Source organism: Pseudomonas sp. GW821-FHT01A09 (assembly GCF_058986725.1).
Map to the genome: position 1 here is coordinate 23,287 of NZ_JBYSWB010000029.1, position 22,847 is coordinate 46,133.

Annotated in this window: 18 protein-coding genes; 13 read left to right on the top strand and 5 right to left on the bottom strand. The window is 64.2% G+C overall.

All coding sequences use genetic code 11. The features are described from left to right. Positions 1-89 precede the first annotated feature (89 nt). The 9 genes from bluB to AC3WJP_RS24435 all read left to right on the top strand — a co-directional run bounded on the left by bluB (position 90) and on the right by AC3WJP_RS24435 (position 8,347). A complete protein-coding gene (gene bluB / locus AC3WJP_RS24395) occupies positions 90-740 on the top strand; it encodes a 5,6-dimethylbenzimidazole synthase (protein ID WP_493723418.1) in 651 nt (216 codons plus the stop codon). Continuing rightward, the gene (cbiB, locus tag AC3WJP_RS24400; RefSeq protein ID WP_493723417.1) at positions 737-1,645 is read left to right on the top strand and encodes an adenosylcobinamide-phosphate synthase CbiB; all 909 of its coding nucleotides are present in this window, start codon (positions 737-739) and stop codon (positions 1,643-1,645) included. Before bluB ends, cbiB begins: the two co-directional genes overlap by 4 nt. After that, the gene (gene cobD / locus AC3WJP_RS24405; RefSeq protein ID WP_493723416.1) at positions 1,638-2,636 is read left to right on the top strand and encodes a threonine-phosphate decarboxylase CobD; all 999 of its coding nucleotides are present in this window, start codon (positions 1,638-1,640) and stop codon (positions 2,634-2,636) included. Before cbiB ends, cobD begins: the two co-directional genes overlap by 8 nt. Continuing rightward, on the top strand, positions 2,633-4,099 hold the full coding sequence (locus AC3WJP_RS24410) for a cobyric acid synthase (RefSeq protein ID WP_493723415.1): 1,467 nt from the start codon (positions 2,633-2,635) through the stop codon (positions 4,097-4,099). Before cobD ends, AC3WJP_RS24410 begins: the two co-directional genes overlap by 4 nt. A gap of 1 nt (position 4,100) precedes the next feature. Next, positions 4,101-4,622, top strand: a complete 522-nt coding sequence (cobU, locus tag AC3WJP_RS24415; RefSeq protein ID WP_493723414.1) for a bifunctional adenosylcobinamide kinase/adenosylcobinamide-phosphate guanylyltransferase — start codon at positions 4,101-4,103, stop codon at positions 4,620-4,622. After that, positions 4,619-5,674 (top strand): nicotinate-nucleotide--dimethylbenzimidazole phosphoribosyltransferase, encoded by a 1,056-nt coding sequence (cobT, locus tag AC3WJP_RS24420; protein WP_493723413.1) that lies wholly within the window; start codon positions 4,619-4,621, stop codon positions 5,672-5,674. The genes cobU and cobT overlap by 4 nt, the downstream gene beginning before the upstream one ends. Further along, a complete protein-coding gene (cobC, locus tag AC3WJP_RS24425) occupies positions 5,671-6,246 on the top strand; it encodes an alpha-ribazole phosphatase family protein (RefSeq protein ID WP_493723412.1) in 576 nt (191 codons plus the stop codon). Before cobT ends, cobC begins: the two co-directional genes overlap by 4 nt. Further along, positions 6,246-6,965: an adenosylcobinamide-GDP ribazoletransferase gene (locus tag AC3WJP_RS24430; RefSeq protein ID WP_493723411.1), complete on the top strand. Its 720-nt coding sequence runs from the start codon at positions 6,246-6,248 to the stop codon at positions 6,963-6,965. The genes cobC and AC3WJP_RS24430 overlap by 1 nt, the downstream gene beginning before the upstream one ends. Positions 6,966-7,141: 176 nt before the next feature. Continuing rightward, positions 7,142-8,347 (top strand): MFS transporter, encoded by a 1,206-nt coding sequence (locus tag AC3WJP_RS24435; RefSeq protein ID WP_493723410.1) that lies wholly within the window; start codon positions 7,142-7,144, stop codon positions 8,345-8,347. A 180-nt stretch (positions 8,348-8,527) separates the two neighbouring features. Here the strand turns inward: AC3WJP_RS24435 and AC3WJP_RS24440 are convergent, their stop codons facing one another. Then, a complete protein-coding gene (locus AC3WJP_RS24440) occupies positions 8,528-9,793 on the bottom strand; it encodes an OmpP1/FadL family transporter (protein WP_493723409.1) in 1,266 nt (421 codons plus the stop codon). 473 nt (positions 9,794-10,266) lie between these two features. Then, on the bottom strand, positions 10,267-10,491 hold the full coding sequence (locus AC3WJP_RS24445) for a hypothetical protein (protein WP_493723408.1): 225 nt from the start codon (positions 10,489-10,491) through the stop codon (positions 10,267-10,269). Positions 10,492-11,737: 1,246 nt separating this feature from the next. Here AC3WJP_RS24445 and AC3WJP_RS24450 point away from each other — a divergent pair. Further along, positions 11,738-13,141: a DNA recombination protein RmuC gene (locus AC3WJP_RS24450; protein WP_493723438.1), complete on the top strand. Its 1,404-nt coding sequence runs from the start codon at positions 11,738-11,740 to the stop codon at positions 13,139-13,141. Here AC3WJP_RS24450 and AC3WJP_RS24455 read toward each other — a convergent pair. Both AC3WJP_RS24455 and AC3WJP_RS24460 read right to left on the bottom strand, forming a co-directional pair. Further along, positions 13,112-16,582 carry a hybrid sensor histidine kinase/response regulator gene (locus AC3WJP_RS24455; RefSeq protein ID WP_493723407.1) on the bottom strand — a complete coding sequence of 1,157 codons (3,471 nt, stop codon included), beginning with the start codon at positions 16,580-16,582 and terminating at the stop codon, positions 13,112-13,114. The genes AC3WJP_RS24450 and AC3WJP_RS24455 overlap by 30 nt on opposite strands. Before the next feature lie 179 nt (positions 16,583-16,761). Further along, positions 16,762-17,319 carry a TetR/AcrR family transcriptional regulator gene (locus tag AC3WJP_RS24460; protein WP_493723406.1) on the bottom strand — a complete coding sequence of 186 codons (558 nt, stop codon included), beginning with the start codon at positions 17,317-17,319 and terminating at the stop codon, positions 16,762-16,764. A gap of 94 nt (positions 17,320-17,413) precedes the next feature. Between AC3WJP_RS24460 and AC3WJP_RS24465 the strand changes: the two genes are divergently transcribed. Continuing rightward, entirely contained in the window at positions 17,414-18,634 is a 1,221-nt protein-coding gene (locus tag AC3WJP_RS24465; protein WP_493723405.1) for an MFS transporter, read from the top strand. Between the two features lie 108 nt (positions 18,635-18,742). After that, on the top strand, positions 18,743-20,614 hold the full coding sequence (locus AC3WJP_RS24470; RefSeq protein WP_493723404.1) for an MFS transporter: 1,872 nt from the start codon (positions 18,743-18,745) through the stop codon (positions 20,612-20,614). Here AC3WJP_RS24470 and AC3WJP_RS24475 read toward each other — a convergent pair whose 3' ends face one another. After that, positions 20,615-20,968: a 4a-hydroxytetrahydrobiopterin dehydratase gene (locus AC3WJP_RS24475; protein WP_493723403.1), complete on the bottom strand. Its 354-nt coding sequence runs from the start codon at positions 20,966-20,968 to the stop codon at positions 20,615-20,617. Positions 20,969-21,139: 171 nt separating this feature from the next. Between AC3WJP_RS24475 and AC3WJP_RS24480 the strand changes: the two genes are divergently transcribed. Then, a complete protein-coding gene (locus tag AC3WJP_RS24480; RefSeq protein WP_493723402.1) occupies positions 21,140-22,696 on the top strand; it encodes a sigma 54-interacting transcriptional regulator in 1,557 nt (518 codons plus the stop codon). Positions 22,697-22,847: the final 151 nt, after the last annotated feature.

A 22,847-nucleotide genomic window follows, 5' to 3' on the forward strand; every position in this document is an offset into this window, starting at 1 on the left:
CGACAGGGTCGATCAGGCACAGCGTATTAGTCGGACCATTTTTCGGGGGCAAGCCCCCTCGCTACAGGTTTACCGTGACTCGAGACCCGATGACTGATAACAGCTTCTCCGACGCCGAGCGCGCAGCGGTCTACCGCGCCATCGCCGAGCGCCGCGACATGCGCCATTTTGCCGGGGGCGAGGTGGCCCCCGAGTTGCTGGCGCGGGTGCTGGCGGCTGCCCATCACGCGCCCAGCGTCGGCTTGATGCAGCCTTGGCGTTTCATCCGTATCACCGATCCGGGCTTGCGCACGCAGATCAAGGCGCTGGTCGAGGCGGAACGCCTGCGCACCGCCGAGGCCCTCGGCGAGCGTTCGGACGAGTTCATGAAGCTCAAGGTCGAAGGCATCGATGACTGCGCCGAAGTGCTGGTCGCCGCCTTGATGGACGGTCGTGAGGCCCATGTATTCGGCCGTCGTACCTTGCCGGAAATGGACCTCGCGTCGCTGTCCTGCGCTATTCAGAATATGTGGCTGGCCGCCCGGGTCGAGGGCCTGGGCATGGGCTGGGTCTCGGTGTTCGAGCCCCAGGCGCTGGCCGACCTGCTGCAGTTGCCTACCGGGGCCAAGCCGCTGGCGGTGCTGTGCCTGGGCCCGGTGGACAGTTTTTACCCTGAGCCGATGCTGGTGATGGAGGGCTGGCGCAACGAACAACCGCTGAGCGAGATGCTGTTCGAGAACCAGTGGGGGCGCAAGCCATGAGCATCGCCCTGTTGACCGTTGCCGGTGTCGCCCTCGATGCCTTGCTCGGTGAGCCGCGCCGGGCGCATCCGCTGGTGGCGTTCGGCAATCTGGCCAACCGCCTGGAGCGCCGCTTCAACAGTGGCGGCCGCGGCTGGCGCAGTCATGGCGTCACGGCCTGGATGCTGGCGGTGGTGCCGATTACCGTCACCGCGACCTGGCTGTCGCGCCTGCCATGGATCGGCGAGCTGGTGGCCGTGCTGGCGCTGTACTGCGCGCTCGGCCTGCGCAGCCTGGGCGAACACGTCGCCCCCGTGGCCCAGGCGCTGCGCAGCGATGACTTGCCTGAAGCGCGACGCCGCGTGGGCTATCTGGTCAGCCGCCAGACCGACGAGTTGGATGCTAGCGCAGTGGCCCGGGCGGCCACCGAGTCGGTGCTGGAAAACGGCAGCGACGCGGTGTTCGCAGCGATCTTCTGGTTCGTGGTGGCCGGTGTACCGGGGGTGGTGCTGTATCGCCTCAGCAACACCCTCGACGCCATGTGGGGCTATCGCAACGAGCGCTTCGAGCGCTTTGGCTGGGCCGCGGCGCGCATCGACGACGTGCTCAACTACATTCCGGCGCGGCTGGTGGCGCTGACTTACACCCTGCTCGGCAAGACCCGCCTGGCCTGGCGTTGCTGGCGCAGCCAGGCGCCGCAGTGGGACAGCCCCAACGCCGGGCCGGTGATGGCCGCGGGCGCAGGCGCCCTGGGTGTCGAGCTGGGCGGCCCGGCGATCTATCACGGCGAACTGCACGAAAGGGCCATACTGGGCGCAGGCCCGGCGGCTGATGCCGGGTCCATCGACCGTGGCTGGGCCCTGGTGCAACGGGGCGTGTGGCTGTGGTTACTGCTGCTTTGCGTGGGAGGCTATGTGCATGCTTGAACATGGAGGGCGCCTGCGCGCCGCCGCTCGGCAATATGGTGTGGCCGAAGAGCATTGGCTGGACCTGTCCACCGGTATCGCCCCCTGGCCCTTTAGCGTGCCGGCGATCGATACCCGCGCCTGGGCGCGTCTGCCCGAGACCGATGATGGCCTCGAAGCAGCGGCCTGTGCCTATTACGACGCGCCGCAGGTGTTGCCGGTGCCCGGCTCGCAATCGGCCATCCAGCTGCTGCCGCGCCTGCGCAAGGTCGGCAAGGTCGGCGTGCTGTCGCCCTGTTACGCCGAGCACGCAGAAGCCTGGCGGCGCGGCGGGCATCTGGTGCGCGAGATCCGCGAGGCCGAGGTCGACTATTACCTCGATGGCCTCGACGTTCTGGTGCTGGTCAATCCCAACAACCCCACCGGCCGCCTGGTGCCGCCCGCGCGCTTGCTGGAATGGCATCAGCGGCTCAGTCAGCGCGGTGGCTGGCTGGTGGTCGACGAAGCGTTCATGGACCACTCGCCGGCGCATAGCATCAGCAGCTACAGCAGTCGCCCAGGGCTGATCGTGCTGCGCTCGTTCGGCAAGTTTTTCGGCCTGGCCGGCGCGCGCCTGGGCTTCGCCTTGGCCGAGACCCGGCTCTTGCGTCTGTTAGCCGAGCAGGTCGGACCCTGGGCCGTGGGCGGGCCGATCCGCGCCGTCGGCCAGGCCTGTCTGGAGGACCGCGCGACCCAGGCGATGCAGCGTGCTCGCTGCGCCCTGGCCAGCGAGCGACTGGCGAAGCTGCTGACGGATTTCGGCCTGCAGCCCCAGGGCGGCTGCGCACTGTTCCAGTGGCTGATCACCGAACACGCGACGCAACTGCACGAGTTCTTCGCCGAACGCAGCATCCTGGTACGCCTGTTCGCGCACAACAGCAGCCTGCGCTTCGGCCTGCCGGCGGTCGAGGCCGACTGGCAGCGGCTGGAGGCGGCGCTGACGGCCTATCGCCAACCGGAGACCGCGCCATGACTACCTTGATGGTGCAGGGCACCACCTCCGATGCCGGCAAGAGCACCTTGGTCACCGCGCTGTGCCGCTGGTTGACCCGCCAGGGCGTCGGCGTGGTGCCGTTCAAACCGCAAAACATGGCGCTCAACAGCGCCGTCACCGCCGAGGGGGGCGAGATCGGCCGCGCCCAGGCGGTGCAGGCTCAGGCTGCCGGGCTGGCGCCGCATACCGACATGAACCCGGTGCTGCTCAAGCCCAATAGCGACACCGGTGCCCAGGTGATCATCCACGGACGTGCGGTGACCAGCATGAACGCCGTGGCCTATCACGATTACAAAGCCATCGCCATGCAGGCCGTGCTGGCCTCGCACCAACGTTTGAGTGCCGCCTGGCCGGTGGTGATGGTCGAAGGCGCGGGCTCGCCAGCCGAGATCAATCTGCGCGCCGGCGACATCGCCAACATGGGCTTCGCCGAAGCCGTCGATTGCGACGTGCTGCTGATCGCCGACATCAACCGTGGCGGCGTTTTCGCCCATCTGGTCGGTACCCTGGAGCTGCTGTCTCCCAGCGAACAAGCGCGGGTCAAGGGCTTCATCATCAACCGCTTTCGAGGCGACATCGCCTTGCTCCAGCCCGGTCTCGACTGGCTCGAGCAGCGCACCGGCAAACCGGTGGTCGGTGTGCTGCCTTATGTGATGGACCTGCACCTGGAAGCCGAGGACGGCCTCGATCGGCGCCAGACCGCCAAGGCGCAGCAGGTGCTGAAAGTCATAGTGCCGGTGTTGCCGCGCATCAGCAATCACACGGATTTCGACCCGCTGCGCCTGCATCCGCAGGTCGATTTGCAGTTCATCGGCCCTGGCGAAACCATCCCGGCGGCCGACCTGATCATCCTGCCGGGCTCCAAGAGCGTGCGCAGCGATCTGGCCTATCTGCGCAGTCAAGGCTGGGCCACGGCCATCGACCGGCATCTGCGTTACGGCGGCAAGCTGCTGGGCATCTGCGGTGGTCTGCAAATGCTCGGCGAGCAGGTGCACGATCCGCTCGGCCTTGAAGGCCCGGCCGGATCGAGCCCGGGCCTGGGCCTGCTGGCGTTCAGCACCGAGCTGGCGGCCGAGAAGCAACTGCGCAACGTCAGCGGCCATCTGCACCTCGAAGACGCCGCTGTCAGTGGCTATGAAATCCATGCCGGGGTGACCTCGGGCCCGGCGCTGGAGCGTCCCGCAGTGCAGCTCGACGATGGCCGCTGTGACGGCGCGATGAGCGCCGATGGGCAGATTCTGTGCACCTACCTGCATGGGCTGTTCGAGTCCTCGGCATCGTCGGTGGCGCTGCTGCGCTGGGCGGGGCTGGAGGCGGTACAGAGCGTCGATTACCATGCCCTGCGCGAAACCGATATCGAACGCCTCGCCGATCTGGTGGAGCGTCATCTCGACACGCGTCTGTTGCGCACCTTGTGCGGCTTGGCCGAGGAGCCCGTTTGACATGCAGCAATTGATACTCGGCGGTGCCCGTTCCGGTAAAAGCCGGCTGGCGGAGCAACTCGCCGCCGACTCGGGCCTGGCCGTGACCTACATTGCCACCAGCCAGCCGCTCGATGGCGAGATGAACGACCGCGTGCGCTTGCACCGCGAACGCCGCCCGGCCCATTGGGACCTGGTGGAGGAACCCCTGGCCCTGGCCGATACCCTGCAGCGCCATGCCGCGCCGGGCCAGTGCCTGCTGGTGGACTGCCTGACGCTGTGGCTCACCAACCTGTTGATGCTCGAAGACAGCGCGCGTCTGGGCGCCGAGCGCGATGCGCTGTTGGGCGGCCTGGCGGATCTGCCCGGTGAAATCATTTTTGTCAGCAACGAGACCGGTCTTGGGGTCGTACCCCTCGGTGAATTGACCCGCCGTTATGTCGACGAAGCCGGCTGGCTGCACCAGGCCCTGGCCGCGCGCTGCGAACGCGTGGTGCTGACCGTGGCCGGCCTGCCCCTGACCCTCAAAGGAAACCAATCATGAGTCAACACTGGTGGCTGCTGCCTTGCCAGCCCGTGGATCAAGCGATCCAGCAACAAGCCCTGGAACGCCAGCGGCAACTGACCAAGCCGGCCGGCTCCCTGGGCCAGCTGGAGCAGGTCGCGGTGCAACTCGCCGGGCTGCAAGGGCGCCTCAAGCCGCGGGTCGATCAGGTCTGGATCAGTATCTTCGCCGGTGACCATGGCATTGTCGCCGAAGGCGTGTCGCCCTATCCGCAAGCGGTGACGGCGCAGATGCTGCTCAACTTTGTCAGCGGTGGCGCCGCGATCAGCGTGCTGGCCGGGCAACTGGATGCGCAGCTCGAAGTGGTCGACCTGGGCACCGCGACCCTGACCGAAGACTTGCCAGGCGTGCGCCACCTGCACATTGGTGCTGGCACCGCCAACTTCGCTCACACCCCAGCCATGACCGGGGCGCAGGGTATGCTGGCGCTGCAGGCCGGTCGCGACAGCGTCGAGCGTGCCGTGGCGGCGGGTGCGCAGCTGTTCATCGGCGGCGAGATGGGTATCGGCAACACCTCGGCGGCCAGCGCCTTGGGCAGCGTCATGCTGCAGTGCCCGGTGAGCGATCTGACCGGGCCGGGGACGGGGCTGGATGCCCAAGGCGTAAGCCACAAGGCGCAGGTGCTGCAACGGGCGCTGGACCTGCATCAATTGCAGGGCAAGGACCCGCTGACCCAGCTGTTGTGCTTTGGCGGATTCGAAATCGCCGCGCTGGCCGGGGCTTACCTGGCCTGTGCGCAAGAAGGCCTGCCGGCCCTGGTGGATGGCTTTATCTGTACGGTAGCGGCCCTGGTGGCGGTGCGCCTCAACCCTGGCTGCCGCGACTGGCTGCTGTTTGGCCACCGTGGCGCCGAGCCGGGCCATCGCATCACCCTGGCGGCGCTGCAAGCGCAGCCGTTGCTGGAACTGGGCCTGCGTCTGGGCGAGGGCAGTGGTGCGGCATTGGCGGTACCGCTGTTGCGCCAGGCCTGTGCCACCCACGGGCAGATGGCGACCTTCGCCGAGGCGGCCGTGGCGGATCGCCCCGCATGACACTGTGGCTGGATATGCTGCGCCATGGCGAGACCGAACAGGGCGGCGGCTTGCGTGGCAGCACCGACGATGCGCTGACGGCCCGCGGCTGGGGGCAGATGCGCGACGCGGTGCTGGCCAAGGGGCCGTGGGACGCGATCGTGACTTCGCCCTTGCAGCGCTGCGCCCGTTACGCCGAATCGTTGATGCAGGCGCTGGAACTGCCGCTGGTGTACGAAAAGGATCTGCAGGAGCTGCATTTTGGCGCCTGGGAATGCCACAGCCCGGCGCAGTTGATGGAAACCGACGAGCGTGGCCTGGGGCAGTTCTGGAACGATCCCTACAGCTTCACGCCTCCCGAGGGCGAACCGGTGCTGGCGTTCCGCGAACGGGTCCTGGCCGCCATCGAGCGGCTGTACCAAGCCTATGCCGGCCAGCGCTTGCTGCTGATCACCCACGGTGGCGTGATGCGCCTGCTGCTGGCCCAGGCCCGCGGTCTGCCCCGTGAGCAATTGCTCCAGGTCGAGGTGCGTCATGGCGCGCTGATGCCGTTGCAGATCGACGCGGGCGGCCTGTTGCAGGAGCCGGTTTGATGTTGCCGTTGTGGATTGCCTTGCAGTTTCTCAGCAGCCTGCCGGTAAGCTTGCCGGGCATGCCGACGCCCCAGGCGATGGGGCGCTCGCTGCTGTGTTACCCACTGGTCGGGCTGCTGTTCGGCGGGTTGTTGTGGTTGCTGCACCTTGGGCTTGGTGGCACGCCGCCGATGTTGCAGGCGGCCTTGCTGCTGAGCGCCTGGGTACTGCTCAGCGGTGGATTGCACCTGGATGGGCTGGCGGACAGCGCAGACGCCTGGCTGGGCGGTTTCGGCGATCGGGCGCGCACTCTGGAAATCATGAAGGACCCGCGCAGCGGTCCGATCGCGGTGGTGACGCTGGTCCTGGTGTTGCTGCTCAAATTCTGCGCACTGCTGGTGCTGGTCGAGCGTGGGCAGGTTGGGCTGCTGGTCATGGTGCCCGTGGTCGGACGCGCTGGCCTGCTGGGATTGTTTCTATGCACGCCTTATGTGCGTGCTGGCGGGCTGGGGCAGGCGTTGGCCGATCATCTGCCGCGGTCGGCGGGGCGTGCGGTGTTGCTGCTGAGCGGGCTGCTCTGCTGGTTTTGGCTGGGGACATCGGCGTTGCTCCTTGCCGCAGCTACCTTTTGCTGGCTGCGCCACATGATGCTGCGACGCCTCGGTGGCACCACCGGCGATACCGCGGGTGCGCTCCTGGAACTGCTCGAGCTTGCAGTCCTGCTGGCAGTGACCCTCTGAACCATTTCACCTCACCTGTAGCGAGGGGGCTTGCCCCCGAAAGATCTAAGCGACGACACTTTTTACCTGACGCGCCGTATTCGGGGGCAAGCCCCCTCGCTACAGAGTGCGCTTGCCTTTTGGCGCAATACGGGTATATACCCGTGTTTCGAATTAAGTTGCTGGGGATAACAATAATGACTTCTCTTTGGCGCAGCTGTGGCTGGGTGTTGCTCGGCAGCGCATTGATCCTGGCGCTTTCGCTGGGCATTCGCCATGGTTTCGGGCTGTTCCTCGCGCCGATGAGCGCGCAGTTCGGCTGGGGGCGCGAGCTGTTCGCCTTCGCTATCGCCCTGCAGAACCTGATGTGGGGGCTGGCCCAGCCGTTTGCCGGGGCCTTGGCCGATCGCTTCGGGGCGCGGCGCACGGTGCTGATCGGTGGCGTGCTGTACGCCGCCGGTTTGTTGCTGATGTCTCAGGCTGACTCAGCGTGGTCGCTGTCCCTGAGCGCCGGTATTCTCATCGGCATCGGGCTCTCGGGCACCTCGTTTTCGGTGATTCTTGGTGTGGTCGGACGTGCCGTCCCGGCGCAAAAGCGCAGCATGGCCATGGGTATCGCGGCGGCCGCCGGCTCCTTCGGTCAGTTCGCGATGCTGCCGGGTACCCTGGGCCTGATCAGCTGGCTCGGTTGGTCGGGCGCGCTTTTGGCCCTCGGGCTGCTGGCCGCACTGATCCTGCCGCTGGTGGCCATGTTGCGTGATAAGCCGCTGCCCGCGGTGTCCGGCAGCGAGCAAACGCTCAAGGAGGCGCTCAAGGAAGCCTGTTCCCACAGCGGGTTCTGGCTGCTATCCCTGGGGTTCTTCGTGTGTGGTTTCCAGGTGGTGTTCATCGGTGTGCATCTGCCGTCTTATCTGGTCGATCAGCATCTGCCGGCGGTGGTCGGCACCACGGTGCTGGCGCTGGTCGGGCTGTTCAACGTGTTTGGCACCTACATCGCCGGCTGGTTGGGCGGCCGACGCTCCAAGCCGCGTTTGCTGGCGGGGCTGTATCTGCTGCGGGCGGTGGTCATCGGCCTGTTTCTGTGGGCGCCGGTGACGGTGACCAGCGCCTATCTGTTCGGAATCGCCATGGGCCTGCTGTGGTTGTCGACGGTGCCCTTGACCAACGGCACGGTGGCGACGCTGTTCGGCGTGCGCAACCTGTCGATGCTGGGCGGCATCGTGTTCCTGTTTCACCAGTTGGGCGCGTTTCTCGGCGGCTGGCTGGGCGGGGTGGTCTACGATCACACCGGCAGCTATAGCCTGATCTGGCAGATATCCATCGCCCTGAGCTTGATCGCTGCAGTGCTCAACTGGCCTGTGCGCGAGCTTCCTGTAGCCCGTCTGCAAATGGCCGCAGCATGATTCGCCATGGGCTGCGCTGGCTGTTGTGCTGCGCCGGGGCGACGGCGTTGGCGCTGGCCTGGTGGGGCTGGCAACACAGCGGCATGGCCCTGATGCAGTTGGGCGCACTGTGCTGAGGTGCAGCCGCCGGAGATAAAAAAACGCATCCGAAGATGCGTTTTTTTGTGCTCGGCGTGGCTATCAGAAGCGATAGGTCAGCCCGGCGCCAAGACCATGGGCGCTGTTGCGGTAGCGGCCTTGGTAGGTGCCTTTGCTGGCGCTGGCCATGTCGACGTTGACGGCTTCTTCCTTGAGGTAGGAGTAGGCGACATCGATGGTCATGTTATCGCTTGGCGACCACCCCGCACCGAAGCTGACCGCCATGCGATCACCGGTAGGGATACGCGGCGAGCGGTCGGTGTTGTTGGTAGGCGACTGATCGACCGAGAAGCCGGTGCGCAGGGTCCATTCCTTGTTGACCTTGTACGCCGCGCCAACGGCATGGGACCAGGTGTCGTGCCAGTTTTCCTGTTCGCTGATGGTGCCGAAGGTCGGTTGCCCAGCCAGACCGAAGTTGCCGGAGTTCTGCACCGTGATGTCTTTCAGGCGGCTCCAGCGCGTCCAGGTGCTGCCACCGTAGATAGTCCACTGATCGGTCAGCTCGTGGGTGAACGAGGCGTCGATGCTTTCGGGCGTCTTGATGTTCAGGCGAGCGTCATAGTCACGGCTACCGAGTGCAGGGTTGAGCACGCCGAGATCGACCTTGGTGCTGCCCTTGAGCTTGTAATCGACCATCGAGTGGTAGGTCAGGCCCAGGCGAGTCTTGTCGGTGGCCTGGATCAGGATCCCGATGTTGTAGCCGACGGCGGTGTCATCGCCCTTGATCGAGGCTTTGCCGTCCACACCGGTCCGCGGATTGGGCAGGGCGGAGGTCAGGGTGCCGTCGATGCGGTTGAAGGTCGGGCCACCACCGATCGATACCTTGTCGTTGAAGGCGTAGCTGACGGTGGGTTGCAGGGTCACGACCTGCACCTTGCTGTCGTGGGCGAAGTAGCGGCCCTGGAAGCCGTTCTCGTATTCGGTTTTCAGGCCGAAGGGGGCATACACGCCGAAACCCACTGTCCAGTGATCGTCGATGGGTTTGACGTAGTAGCCCATGGGCACGCCGACCACGGGGACCATGTCGCCGTCGTTGGTACCACGGGTAGTGGTGCTGCTGCCGGAGATGTCGGTCTTGGCGATGACCGCTGCGGTACCGACGGTGAATTGCTCACGTTTGAGGCGCGACATACCGGCAGGGTTGCCGAATACGGTGCTGGCATCTTCGGCGGAAGAAGAGCGGCCGGCGAAGCCGACACCCATGCCGCTGATGCTTTGTTCGTTCAGGGCGAAGCCGGAAGCGAAGAGTTGAGTGGAGGCAAGAGTCACTGCGAGACTAAGGGTGGTCTTGATCATTGCTTTTTTCATTATTGTTGAACTCCATGGTGATCACCAAGGCGAAACTACCAACATTTTCACATTAGCGCTATAGGCTGAATCGCACGAGATAGAGCGGTTTTGTAGGACAATCCGACTAGCAGGGGGCCTTTATTTGTGTCTTGAATGAAACACCATCAGCGAATGCGCAGCAGTGATGATCAAACGTTTGTTTGCTCACTTTTGCGTCACTCATTATTGGCGTCATGCATGGACCGGCTCCCTGGTTCGACGGCGCACGGAAGATCCCACAAAGGTCATCGACAGTCGCGGGCTCATTCAATACAAAGCGTTTCAACAGGGGGATCGTTTCCCTGACTAAAGAACGGCGGGCCCGGCGCCTGGCAGCGGTGGATCGGGGGCCCGCCTGTAAGCGGCTCCTGCCGCTCAAGTTCGAGTGTAGTCAGAGAAAGATAATGTAAAGGCTTGTTTCGAGGGGAATTCGATGGGTGGTCAAACCCGCGTCAGGCAACCAGTGCCTGACGGGTACGATCGATGATCGCTTGCAGCGGTGCGGCACTGGCGTACTGCTCCGGATACAGGCGTTCGCTGCGACGGGCAATGCCGTGCTCGTCGACCAGGGTGAAGCTGAAGCAGCCGTTGCGAGCTGCCACGATCAGGCAGTCCAGGGGGGCAAAAGCGTTGGTGAGGGTGCGGATGGCATCCTGGGTATGAAAAGTGTGGGTCATGTTATGGGTGTTCCTGCTGAATACGCGGATAGGATCCGCGCAAATCGAAAACGTTCCAGCAAACGCCGACCACCAATGGCCGTACGAAGAACCTGGCTGGAACAAATCTGTCGGGCAACGCCGGAATAAGTGATGGCTGTTGAGGCGACAGGTCGGTACGTGGGGTGACAGGCGACACGTCAGGGAAAAGGTCCGTCGCCCTGGGTGGATATCCTGATCAATCTGCGGCTTGGTTTTGCCGGATAACGCAGCTGCTCCGTGATGTGCTTCATCCATGTGAAGCGGGAGGCAGGGGTTACCTGGAAACCATCGTGTAGGCCGGAGGTGGTCCTTGGTTCAGCGCGGAGATTCGCGAGACTGCAACGGCAATGCGCTGGCAGGCGGCGGAAGAAGGGGCTGGAGGACAGCGACGGCCAAAATTGACTTTCAGCTTGGTACTAACTGCGGAGAAGCCTACCTGATCGACTGGGCCTATCGCAAGTCGTTTTTGAAATCAAGCAAAAACTACCCGACGAACAGCCAACCAGTGTGCATTTTTTCAGGAAACTTGCAAACCCCCCGTAATAGACTGGATGTTTCAACAGTGGTGTGCCGGAGGGCACTATTGGTGCGCGCCATCGCCTTCCTTTAGGGCGGTTGTGCACATTGCGGTCCAAAGTGTCACTTGCTGGTAACAAGAACGGTTCCGCGTCGGGCTAACCGTTTTTGCAAATTTAAGTCAATGAAAAAAAACGCTTTTTTTAATTGGTGAAAAAATCGACAGTTTGACCGCAGGCCCCGTCCCATAAGCCTTTGCGGGGCGTGAGGGAGGGTTGTCCACTGAGTTATCCACAGCTTCTGTGGATTGTCCCGCGCGGTTGCTCTAGATCGCGGGTGGCGGTCCTGGATCGGCCGAAGCGGTGATTTTGTGCTTGGTCCCACCAGTGCGCGTGGCAATTTTCCGCCGTGTCCGATCCCGTTCCGAGAATGGCGAAAAAAAGTGTATCGAAAGAAAAAATCTATCGATAGAGCCTTTTTTAGCCCACGTCACTGTGCGCCATCCTGTTGCGCGACTGATCATCATTGGCGCCGCGTTTGCCTGTGGGCGTCGTCGGCCTCAGACTGGCGCCTTCAATGTGTGGATGGTGCGGTTATGGCGGTGGATATCACCAGTATGGTGTGGGGGCTGCTGGCAGCGGCGGTGCCCTGTGTGGCGCTGGCCTGGACTCTGCAGCGGCGAGTCATGGCCTCGCAAGGCGAGCTGGCGCTGATGGACGAACGCCTGGCCACGGCGCAAATGGCCCAGGATGGCCTGGCCGCGCAGCTTGAAAGCAGCCGTGACGAAATCAGCGACTTGAGCCAGGCCAATGCCCTCAAGCAGTCGTCGCTGGCGGCCCAGGCCAGGGAACTCGAGCTGCTGCAGATCGACCGCGACAATGCCCGTGACGCAGCCCATGCCTGGTCGCTGGAGCGTACTGCGCGGGAGGCCGAACTGCGGCGCCTGGACGCCCAATGCGCGGGCCTCAATGCCGAGTTGCGCGAACAACAGGAAAGCCATCAGCAGCGCCTCGCCGACCTACAGGGTTCGCGGGACGAGTTGCGTGCGCAGTTCGCCGAGCTGGCCGGCAAAATCTTCGATGAGCGCGAACAGCGCTTCGCCGAGACCAGCCAGCAGCGCCTCGGGCAGTTGCTCGATCCGCTCAAGGAACGCATCCAGTCGTTCGAAAAACGCGTCGAGGAAAGCTACCAGCAGGAGGCCCGTGAGCGCTTTTCCCTGGCCAAGGAGCTGGAGCGTCTGCAGCAGCTCAATCTGCGCCTGGGCGACGAGGCGAAAAACCTCACGCAGGCGCTCAAGGGCCAGAAGACCCAAGGCAACTGGGGGGAGTTGATCCTCGAGCGAGTCCTTGAGCACGCCGGCCTTGAAAAGGGCCGCGAGTACCAGACCCAGGTCAGCCTCAAGGGCCCTGACGGCGAGCGCTTTCAGCCCGACGTGCTGATCATGCTGCCTGGGGACAAGCAGGTAGTGGTCGACTCCAAGGTGAGCCTCACGGCGTACCAGCAGTACGTGTCCTGCGATGATCCGGCGGTGGCGCAGGCGGCGCTCAAACAACACGTGCTGTCTTTGCGCAATCACGTCAAAGGGCTTTCAGGCAAGGACTACAACCGCCTCGAGGGCTTGCACAGCCTGGATTTCGTGCTGCTGTTCGTGCCGATCGAAGCCGCCTTTTCGGCGGCGCTGCAGGCTGAGCCGGGATTGTTCCAGGAGGCCTTCGACCGCCAGATCGTGATCGTCAGCCCCACCACCTTGCTGGCGACCTTGCGGGTGATCGACAGCCTGTGGAAACAAGAGCGGCAAAGCCAGAACGCCCGCGAGATCGCCGAGCGGGCAGGGTGGCTGTACGACAAGTTCGTGCTGTTCATTCAGGATCTGGACGAAGTCGGCAATCGCCTGCAGCAACTGGACAAGGCCTACAGTTCGGCGCGCAACAAGCTCACCGAAGGGCGCGGCAACCTGGTCAGCCGCAGCGAACAATTGAAGTTGCTCGGCGCCCGGGCCAGCAAGAGCTTGCCGGCCGACTTGCTGGAGCGCGCCATGGAAGACGCCCATGCCCCCACCACCGATGAAACCCCCGAGCGCCCCTCAGACGTGGCTCAAGTGCCGATTGAGTAAGGCTCGCAACGCCGCCGGCTTGACCGGCTTGGCCAGGTAGTCGAGGCCGGCGGCGTGCACCAGGGCGAGCGTTTCAGGGCGCCCGTCGGCACTGATGACCACGCCAGGCACCGGCTCGTTGAGGCAGGTGCGCAGCCAGGCCATCAGCTCGGTTCCGGTGTCGCCCGCATCCAGATGAAAGTCTACCAGCGCCAGTTGCGGGCGCAGGCCACCGGCGAACAGATGTTGGCATTCGTCGCGGTTGCGCGCCGTCCAGACCTGACAGCCCCAGCGGCTGAGCAGGCTCTGCATGCCGATCAGGATGCTGTCTTCGTTGTCGACGCACAGCACCCGCGTGCCGCCCAGGGTGTCACCCGCGTGGGGGACGATGGCGGCCACACCGGCGGCGGCCACCGCCAGTGGCACGCGCACGCTGAACACGCTGCCGCGTCCGGGCCATGAACGCACTTGCAGTTCGTGGCCGAGCACGCGGCACAGGCCTTCGGCGATCGCCAGCCCCAGGCCGAGGCCTTTCTCGGCGCGGGTCTGATGGCTGTCCAGGCGTTTGAACTCCTCGAAGATCACCTGCAGTTTGTCCTCGGCGATGCCAGGGCCGCGATCCCACACCTCGAGGCTCAACTGCCCGGCCTTGCGCCGCACGCCCAGCAGCACCGTGCCAGAGCCGTAGCGATAGGCGTTGGTGAGAAAGTTCTGCAGGATGCGCCGCAGCAGTTTCTGGTCGCTGTCGATGCGCAGGTCACTGCCATGCACCTTGAACGTCAGGCCCTGTTCGCGGGCCAGCGCCTGGAACTCGACGCCGAGGGTGGCGAACAGCTCGTTGACCGCGAAAGGCTTGCGTTCAGGCGTGATCTTGCCGTTTTCGAGGCGCGAGATGTCCAGCAGATCGCTGATCAGGTCCTCGGCCGAGCGCAGCGAGCTGTCCATGTGCTGCACCAATTGCTGGGCCTGCTCGGACAACTCCTCGCCTTGATGGGAGAGGGCGGCGGAGAATAGCCGCGCGGCATTGAGCGGCTGCATCAGGTCATGGCCAACGGCCGCCAGAAAGCGGGTTTTCGACTGGTTGGCGGCTTCGGCGGTGCCCTTGGCCTCAGTCAGGGCGAGGTTGAGCTGGGACAGTTCGTGGGTCCGTTCGGCCACCCGTTGCTCCAGGCCCTCGTTGGCATTCTTGAGCGCCCGTTCGGCTTCGCGGAAGGCGGTGATGTCGGTGAAACTCATGACGAAGCCGCCGCCCGGCATCGGGTTGCCGATCAGCTCGATGACCTGGCCATTGGGGAACGGCCGTTCGGACGTGTGCGCGCGCCCCTGACGCATCCAATGCAGGCGCCGCGCCACATGCACCTCGGGTTCGCCTGGGCCGCAGAAGCCGCGCTCGGCGTTGAAGCGAATGATGTCGGCGATCGGGCGGCCGACGGCGATCAAACCGTCCGGGTAATTGAATAACTCCAGATAGCGCCGATTCCAGGCCACCAGGCGCAACGACTGGTCGACCACACTGATGCCCTGGTTGATGTTCTCGATTGCGCCTTGCAGCAGCGCGCGGTTGAACTGCAGCACCTCGGAGGCTTCATCGGCGATGCGCACTACGTCCTCGAGTTGCATCTCGCGGCCTTCGATGGCGGCCTTGACCACCGCCCGGGTCGACGAGGTGCCCAGGGTCCCGGCCAGCAGGCGCTCGGTGTGGGCGATCCAGTCGCGGTCGGCGTTCTGCGTCGGGTTGAAGGGCTTGTTCTGCCGCGCAGCAAAGCGCGTGAAGCTCTGCCGCGCGCGCTCTTGCCCCACAAAGCGCTCGGCCAGTTGCAGCAGATCGTTGATCTGTACCGCCAGCAAGGTGCGGCTATTGGGCCGCGCAGCGATTTGCTGGCCGACGAAGCGCCCCGCCTGCCAGTGTTCGGAAACCCGCGTGCGGGTCAGCACCGAGACCCAGACGAACAGCACGAAGTTGCCCGCCAGCGACAACACCACGCCTTGAGTCTGGGGTGAGATCGGCAGGCTCCACGGATTGCTTTGCAGCCAGCTCAAGCCCGGGAAGGCCATCAGTGGCCATTGCAGGCCGTGGGCCACCAGCGGCAGCACCAGCGCGTAGAACCACAGCAGCACTCCAGCCGCGAGCCCCGCGACCACGCCGCGGCGGTTGGCTTGCTTCCAGTACAGCGCACCGATCATCGCCGGTGCCAGTTGGGTGATCGCGGCAAAGGCGATCTGGCCGATGGTCGCCAGGCTGGTGGTGGAGCCCAGCAAGCGGTAGCTCACGTACGCCAGCAGCATGATCACCACGATGCTGACGCGCCTGACGGTCAGCATCCAATGGCGAAACAGCTCGAACGGCCGCTCCGCGCTCTGGCGGCGCAGCAACCATGGCAGCAGGATGTCGTTGGAAACCATGGTCGACAGGGCCACGCTGGCGACGATGACCATACCGGCGGCGGCCGAAGCACCGCCGATGAAGGCGAGCATCGCCAGCGCCGGATGCGCCAGGGCCAGCGGCAGACTGATGACGAAGGAATCGGGGATCACCGACGCCGGCAGCAGCATCTGCCCGGCCAGGGCGATGGGCACCACGAACAACCCGGCGAGCACCAGGTAGGCGGGGAACACCCAGCGCGCCAGGCGCAGATCCTGCGGTTCGATGTTTTCGACCACGGTGACGTGGAATTGCCGCGGCAGGCAGATGATCGCCATCATGGCGACGCCACTCTGCACCACCAGCGAGGGCCAGTTGACCGTCTCCTGCCAGTAGGTTTCCAGGCGCGGCGTCAGCTTGGCCTGGCTGACCAGATCACCGAAACCGTCGTACACGCCGTAGGTGACGAATACCCCCACCGCGATGAATGCCAGTAGCTTGACGATGGCCTCGAAGGCGACGGCCATCATCATGCCGCGATGGTGTTCGGTGACGTCCAGGGAGCGGGTGCCGAAGGCGATGGTAAACAGCGCCAGCACCAGCGACACCACCATGGCGGTGTCTTGCACATGGATACCGGCGGCGTCCGGACCCTCGCCGATCAGCAGGTTGACCCCCAGCACGATGCCTTTGAGCTGCAACGCGATATAAGGCAGCACCCCGACCAGGCAGATCAGCGCCACGGCCACCGCCAGAGCATGGGATTTGCCATACCGCGCGGCGATGAAGTCAGCGATGGAGGTGATGTTTTCCTGTTTGCTGATCAGCACCATCTTTTGCAGCACCCAGGGTGCCAGCAGCATCAGCAGCAAGGGGCCAAGGTAGATGGGCAGGAACGACCAGAGCTGCTCGGCGGCCTGGCCGACGGCACCGAAGAAGGTCCAGCTTGAGCAGTACACCGCCAGCGACAGGCTGTAGACCCAGGCGCGCACACGCGGGCGCAGCGGCACGCGGCGACGGTCGCCGTAAGAGGCAATGGCAAGCATGACGGCCATATAGACCAGGGCGGCCGCAGCAATCAGCCCGCTGGACAGCGACATCGATCAGCTCCAGAACAAAAGGGGTACCGAACCCTGTAGCGAGGAGGCTTGCCTCCGATTGCGGTCCGTCAGCGCACTGGATGCAGTTGACCCCATGTTATCGGGAGCAAGCTCCCTCGCTACAGGGGTTTATGCGTATGAGTGGGCATCACGCAGTCTGCCACGCGGCAGGTTTTTCGTCAGCGCCGACCAAGGTCGCAGAGGCTGCTGTCGACCAGCCCCTGAACATGCTCGGCGGTCGCCGGCGCTTCAGCGAACAGCAGACGAAAGAGAATGGGCGCGACGATCAGGTCAAGCAGCCGGTCAGCGTCGGGAGCGACTTCGCCACGGGCCTGGGCGCGGTCGATGATCGCCTGCAACTGACCTCGCAGGATGGTGGTGCAGTAACCCGAGCTACAACTGCTGACGATGTCGCGCGCCATGTTGCGGCCCGGTTCGGAATTCATCTCGTCGAGGTATTGCTCGGCCCACGCCAGCAGATCGCCGCGCAGCGAACCGGTGTCCAGCGGCCCGCTGTCCGGCTGCAGGCGCGAGACCGCAACGTCGGCCAGCAGGGCGGTGAGGTCGCCCCAGCGGCGGTAGATGGTCGACGGCGTGACCCCTGCGCGCGCGGCGATTTGCGGCACGGTCAGGGAAGCGCGATCCTGCTCGTCGAGCAGGGCGCGGACCGCCGCATGGATCGATTCCTGCACACGAGCACTGCGGCCGCCCGTGCGAATACCTTCTTTAATAGCCATGGCGTGACCTTAACACAAAGCGTTTGCTTTAAGCGCGGGATGGGTACAGACTCCCTTAACGCAAAAATATAGCTTTAAAGGGAGTGGCCTGTACATGTCCGCCGAATCCACTGCATCACCCGTCACCCCGGCACCCCGCGGGTTCGCCGACCGTACGGCGCTGGTCTATCTGTCGTTCATTCTGGTGAGCTTTCTCGCGGCCTCCAGTGCGCCGACGCCGCTTTATCATTTGTATCAGGAAGCCTGGGGGTTTTCCTCCGGGACCCTGACGCTGATCTTCGCCGTCTATGCGTTCAGCCTGTTGGTGGCCTTGCTCACCGTGGGCTCGCTGTCCGACTACCTGGGCCGACGCCCGGTATTGCTGCTGGCGTTGATCCTGGAAATACCCTCGATGCTGCTGTTCATCTATGCCGACAGTGTCGCCTGGTTGATTGCCGCGCGCCTGTTGCAGGGCTTCGCCACCGGCATGGCCACCAGCGTGCTGGGCGCGGCCTTGATCGATTATCACCGGGACAAGGGGCCCTTGATCAACAGCCTGTCGCCCTTGATCGGCATGGCGGTCGGTGCCTTCGGCACCAGCTTGCTGCTGCAATATGCACCCTGGCCGTTGCAGCTTTCCTACATCGCCGTGCTCGGCTGTTTCGTGGTGCAAGTGCTGCTGCTCTGGCGCCTGCGCGAAAGCGTCAGCCCGCAGCCTGGTGCTCTCGCTTCGTTGCGCCCGGCGTTGAGTGTGCCACCGCAGGCGCGTCAGGCGTTGCTGCGGATGCTGCCGGTGGATGTGGCGACCTGGTCGCTGGGCGGTTTTTTCCTGTCGCTGGCGCCGTCCCTGGTGCGGGCCGCCACCGGCTTGACCTCCAATCTGCTCGGCGGCGCGCTGGTGGCGACCATGACGCTCAGTGGTGCGGCGGCCATCGCCGTGATGCGCCACGGTGCGGCGCAACGCAGTCTGGTGCTGGGCGCAAGCTTGCTGGCTTCAGGCGCGGTGCTGATCCTGCTGGCCATGCACAGTGGTGGGGTATTGCTGTTCTTTATCGGCACCGTGGTCGCCGGGGCCGGCTTCGGCAGTGGTTTCCTCGGTTCGGTGCGCAGTGTCATGCCCTTGGCCCTGGCCCATGAGCGTGCGGGCCTGATGGCGACTTTTTATGTCCTGAGCTACCTGGCGTTCTGTCTGCCGGCCTTGTGTGCGGGCTTTGCCGTGCAGCGGTTCGGCCTGATCGCCACCAGCGATGGTTATGCCATCGGCTTGATCAGCCTGTGCGTGCTGGCCTTGTTCGGCCTGCGGCGCAAGCCGGCGGCGGCTGCGCTGGCAGAATGATCCCCCTGTGTTGTGGCTTTTTGTGGACATCGGCAATCCAATCGATAAGGCTAAGCCGCATTTGGCCTTATTCGGCCGACCTCCGGCGCCACACAGGTAACAGGGACGATGAGCCAGTCGCAATTCAGTCTGTTGGGCAAACGGCGCTTTCTGCCGTTTTTCGTGACGCAATCGCTGGGCGCGTTCAACGACAACGTGTTCAAGCAATCATTGATCCTCGCCATTCTCTACAAGCTCAACATCGACGGTGACCGCTCCATCTGGGTCAATCTGTGCGCGATGCTGTTCATCCTGCCGTTCTTTCTGTTCTCGGCACTGGCCGGTCAGTTCGGCGAAAAATACCCCAAAGACAGCCTGATCCGGCTGATCAAACTCGCCGAGATCCTGATCATGGCGGTGGGCGCGACGGGGTTCATGTTCGACCACCTGTCGATGATGCTGCTGGCGCTGTTCGCCATGGGCACCCATTCGGCGCTGTTCGGGCCGGTCAAGTATTCGATCCTGCCCCAGGCGCTGCAGCCCGAAGAGCTGGTGGGCGGCAACGGCCTGGTGGAAATGGGCACCTTTCTGGCGATTCTGGCCGGCACCATCTGCGCCGGCGTGATCATGTCCAATACCCACTACCAGCCGATCGTCGGCGTGGCGATCGTCGCCATCGCGGTGCTGGGGTACCTGGCCAGTCGCGGGATTCCGCGCACGGCGGCGTCGACGCCAGATATGCCCATCAACTGGAACGTCTTCAGCCAGACCGCCGCCACCTTGCGCATGGGGCTGGGGCAGACCAAAGCGGTCTCCCGCTCGATCGTCGGCAACTCGTGGTTCTGGTTCGTCGGGGCCATCTACCTGACCCAGATTCCCGCGTACGCCAAGCAGTGGATGGACGGTGACGAAACCGTGGTGACCTTGATCCTCACCGTCTTTTCGGTGGGCATTGCCCTGGGCTCGATGCTCTGCGAGCGGCTGTCGGGGCGCAAGGTGGAGATCGGCCTGGTGCCGTTCGGCGCCTTCGGCCTGACCTTGTTCGGCCTGCTGCTGTGGTGGCATTCAGACGGCTTTCCGGCCAGCGATGCGTCCCTGAGCTGGACTCAAGTGCTGGCGATCGGTCAGGCCTGGTGGGTGCTGTTCGATATTCTCGGCCTGGGGGTGTTCGGTGGCTTCTATATCGTGCCGCTGTACGCGTTGATTCAGTCGCGCACGCCTGAGCATCAACGGGCGCGGGTGATTGCCGCCAACAACATCCTTAACGCGCTGTTCATGGTGGTGTCGGCGATTGTCTCGATCCTGCTGTTGAGCCTGGCCAAACTGTCGATCCCGCAGCTGTTTCTGGTGGTGTCGCTGCTTAACGTGCTGGTCAGTGCGTACATCTTCCGCATCGTGCCGGAATTCACCATGCGCTTCCTGATCTGGCTGCTCGGGCATTCGATGTACCGCGTGGAGCACCGGGATCTCGAGCTGATTCCAGAAGAGGGCGCGGCGCTGCTGGTGTGCAATCACGTGTCGTTCGTCGATGCACTGCTGATCAGTGGCGCGGTGCGTCGGCCGATTCGCTTCGTGATGTATTACAAGATCTACCGCCTACCGGTGCTCAACTTCATCTTCCGCACCGCCGGGGCGATTCCCATTGCCGGCCGCAGCGAGGACCAGCAGGTCTACGAGCAGGCGTTCGCGCGCATTCAGGCGTATCTGGCGGACGGCGAACTGGTGTGCATTTTCCCCGAAGGCAAGCTGACCTCCGACGGCGAAATGAACGAGTTCAAGGGCGGCGTCACCACGATCCTCAAGTCCAGCACGGTGCCGGTGATCCCCATGGCGCTGCAAGGGCTGTGGGGCAGCTTTTTCAGCCGAGACCCCAACAAGGGCGTGTTCCGGCGCCTGTGGTCCCGTGTCACGGTGGTTGCCGGGCAACCCGCCGCAGCCGACGCGCTGATGCCCGGGCGTCTGCGCGAGCAGGTGCAGGCGCTGCGTGGGGATGTGCGCTGACTAAGCGCCGCTGGATGCGATAAAGGCCTGCTCCGTGCGCGCCGCCATGATGAAATCATTGCGGTGCAGCCCCTTGATCGAATGGGTCCACCAGGTGACGGTGACCTTGCCCCACTCGGTCAGCAGGGCCGGGTGGTGATCTTCGGCTTCGGCCAGTTCGCCCACGGCGTTGGTGAAGTCCAGCGCCTGGCGAAAATTCTCGAAGCCGAAGCTTTTTTCCAGTTGATCGATACCGTATCGATTCTCTACCTGCCAGCCCGGAAGCTGACGCAGCAGGGCAGGCGACTGCACCGCGTCGACCTGCGGGGAGTCGGCGCGGCAGGGCTCGCATTGGGCTTTATCGAGGGTCGTCATCAGGCGCTCCTAAGGAGTGGCGGGCGGATTGGACAGCGGCATTGCCGACGAACGGTAGATCCAGCGACGGACGACCCGCGTAACGGACAGACGGTTGGATTTGTCATCTATTCTTTACGCGGCTTTTGCGTGTCAGCCCGATGCGTGCTTCATGATAATTAAGGATCAACCATGCGTATCAAGGTTCATTGCCAGAATCGAATCGGCATTCTGCGCGACATCCTCGACCTGCTGGTTGCGCAGGGTATTCAGGTGTCGCGTACCGAAGTCGCGGGTAAAAGCAACGAGGTGCTGTACCTGCGCTGTCCGCAACTGACGCGAGACGAATTCCAGGCAATTTCCGCACCCTTGTTGGCCATCGCCGGCGTGGTGCGCTTGCGTAGCGTGCACCTGATGCCCAGCGAGCGCCAGCGTACCGAGCTCGATACCTTGTTGGGCGCGCTGCGCGACCCGGTGCTGTCCATCGACCGTGACGGTGGCATCGTCGCCGCCAATCGCGCGGCGGTGCAGTTGCTCGAGGTACCGGCCGATCAGTTGCCGGGCCTGGAGCTGGCGCATTACACCGACGATGTGCACTTGGCGGACCTGCTGGGCGCCAATGCCTCGGCGGTTCAGGGCCTGCGGATGAACGTCTGCGGCGGTACCTATCTGGCGGATATCGCGCCCGTGGATGTGCCGACGACCGACGGCGACAGCCTGGCCGGTGCGGTGCTGACCCTGCACCGTGCCGATCACGTGGGCGAGGACATCTATCAGGTGCGCAAGCGCGAGCTGCATGGCTTCGACAGTATCTTTCACAGCTCACGGGCCCTGACCGCAGTGGTCGAGGCGGCGCAGCGCATGGCCACCGTGGACGCCCCGCTGCTGATCAGTGGCGAGCCCGGCACCGGCAAGAAACTCCTCGCCCGTGCCTGTCACTTTCTCAGCCCGCGGGCCCAGGCGCCGTTCATGGTGCTCAACTGTGCCGACCTCTCGGAGCCGATGATCGACACCGAGTTGTTCGGCTACGGCCCGGCGGCATTCGAGGGAGCGCGCAGCGACGGCCGTCTCGGGCTGTTGGAGCTGGCGGCCGGTGGCAGTCTGCTGATCGACGGCGTCGGTGCGTTGAGCCCGCGGCTGCAGGCGAAATTGCTCAGCTATCTACAGCAGGGCTGGTTCTGCCGGGTCGGCAGCGAACAGCAGGTCGCGCTGGACGTGCGCATCATTTGCTCGACCCAGATAGACCTCGCCGCCAGCAGCCATCTGGGCGAGTTCAGCCAGGAGCTGCACCGGCGCCTCAGTGTGCTGACCCTGGATATTCCGCCCTTGCGCGAGTGCATGGATGGCCTCGGCGAGCTGGAGCGGCACTTCCTCAGCCAGGCCAGCCATCAGATCGGCTGCCCGCTGCCGACCTTGTTGCCCAGCGCCCAGGACAGGCTGCGGCTCTACCACTGGCCCGGCAATGTGCGCCAACTCGAAGACGTGCTGTTCCAGGCGGTGTCGCTCAGCGATGGCCGCTTGATCCGCGCCGAGCACCTGCGCCTGGCGGATTTCGGCGAGCACCCGCCGCTGGGCGAGTTTTCGCTGGACGGTGACCTCGGTGAAATCGTCGGGCGCTTCGAAAAAGCCGTGCTCGAGCGCCTGTACCGCGATTTCGGCACCAGTCGCTCCCTGGGCAAGCGCCTGGGCGTGTCCCATACCACCATCGCCAACAAGCTGCGCGCCTACGGGGTGAGCGAGGGGCATTGAACCCACCGGCCACGGTGAACCTTTTACGTCTCCCTGCCTCGCATGAATAATTGGCTACCCTTGCTTTACTACCATTGTCGAATGGCCATGAGCGGGGATCCGGCTTACAACACGGCCATACAAAAACAACGATTGTGCTGAGGAACCTAAT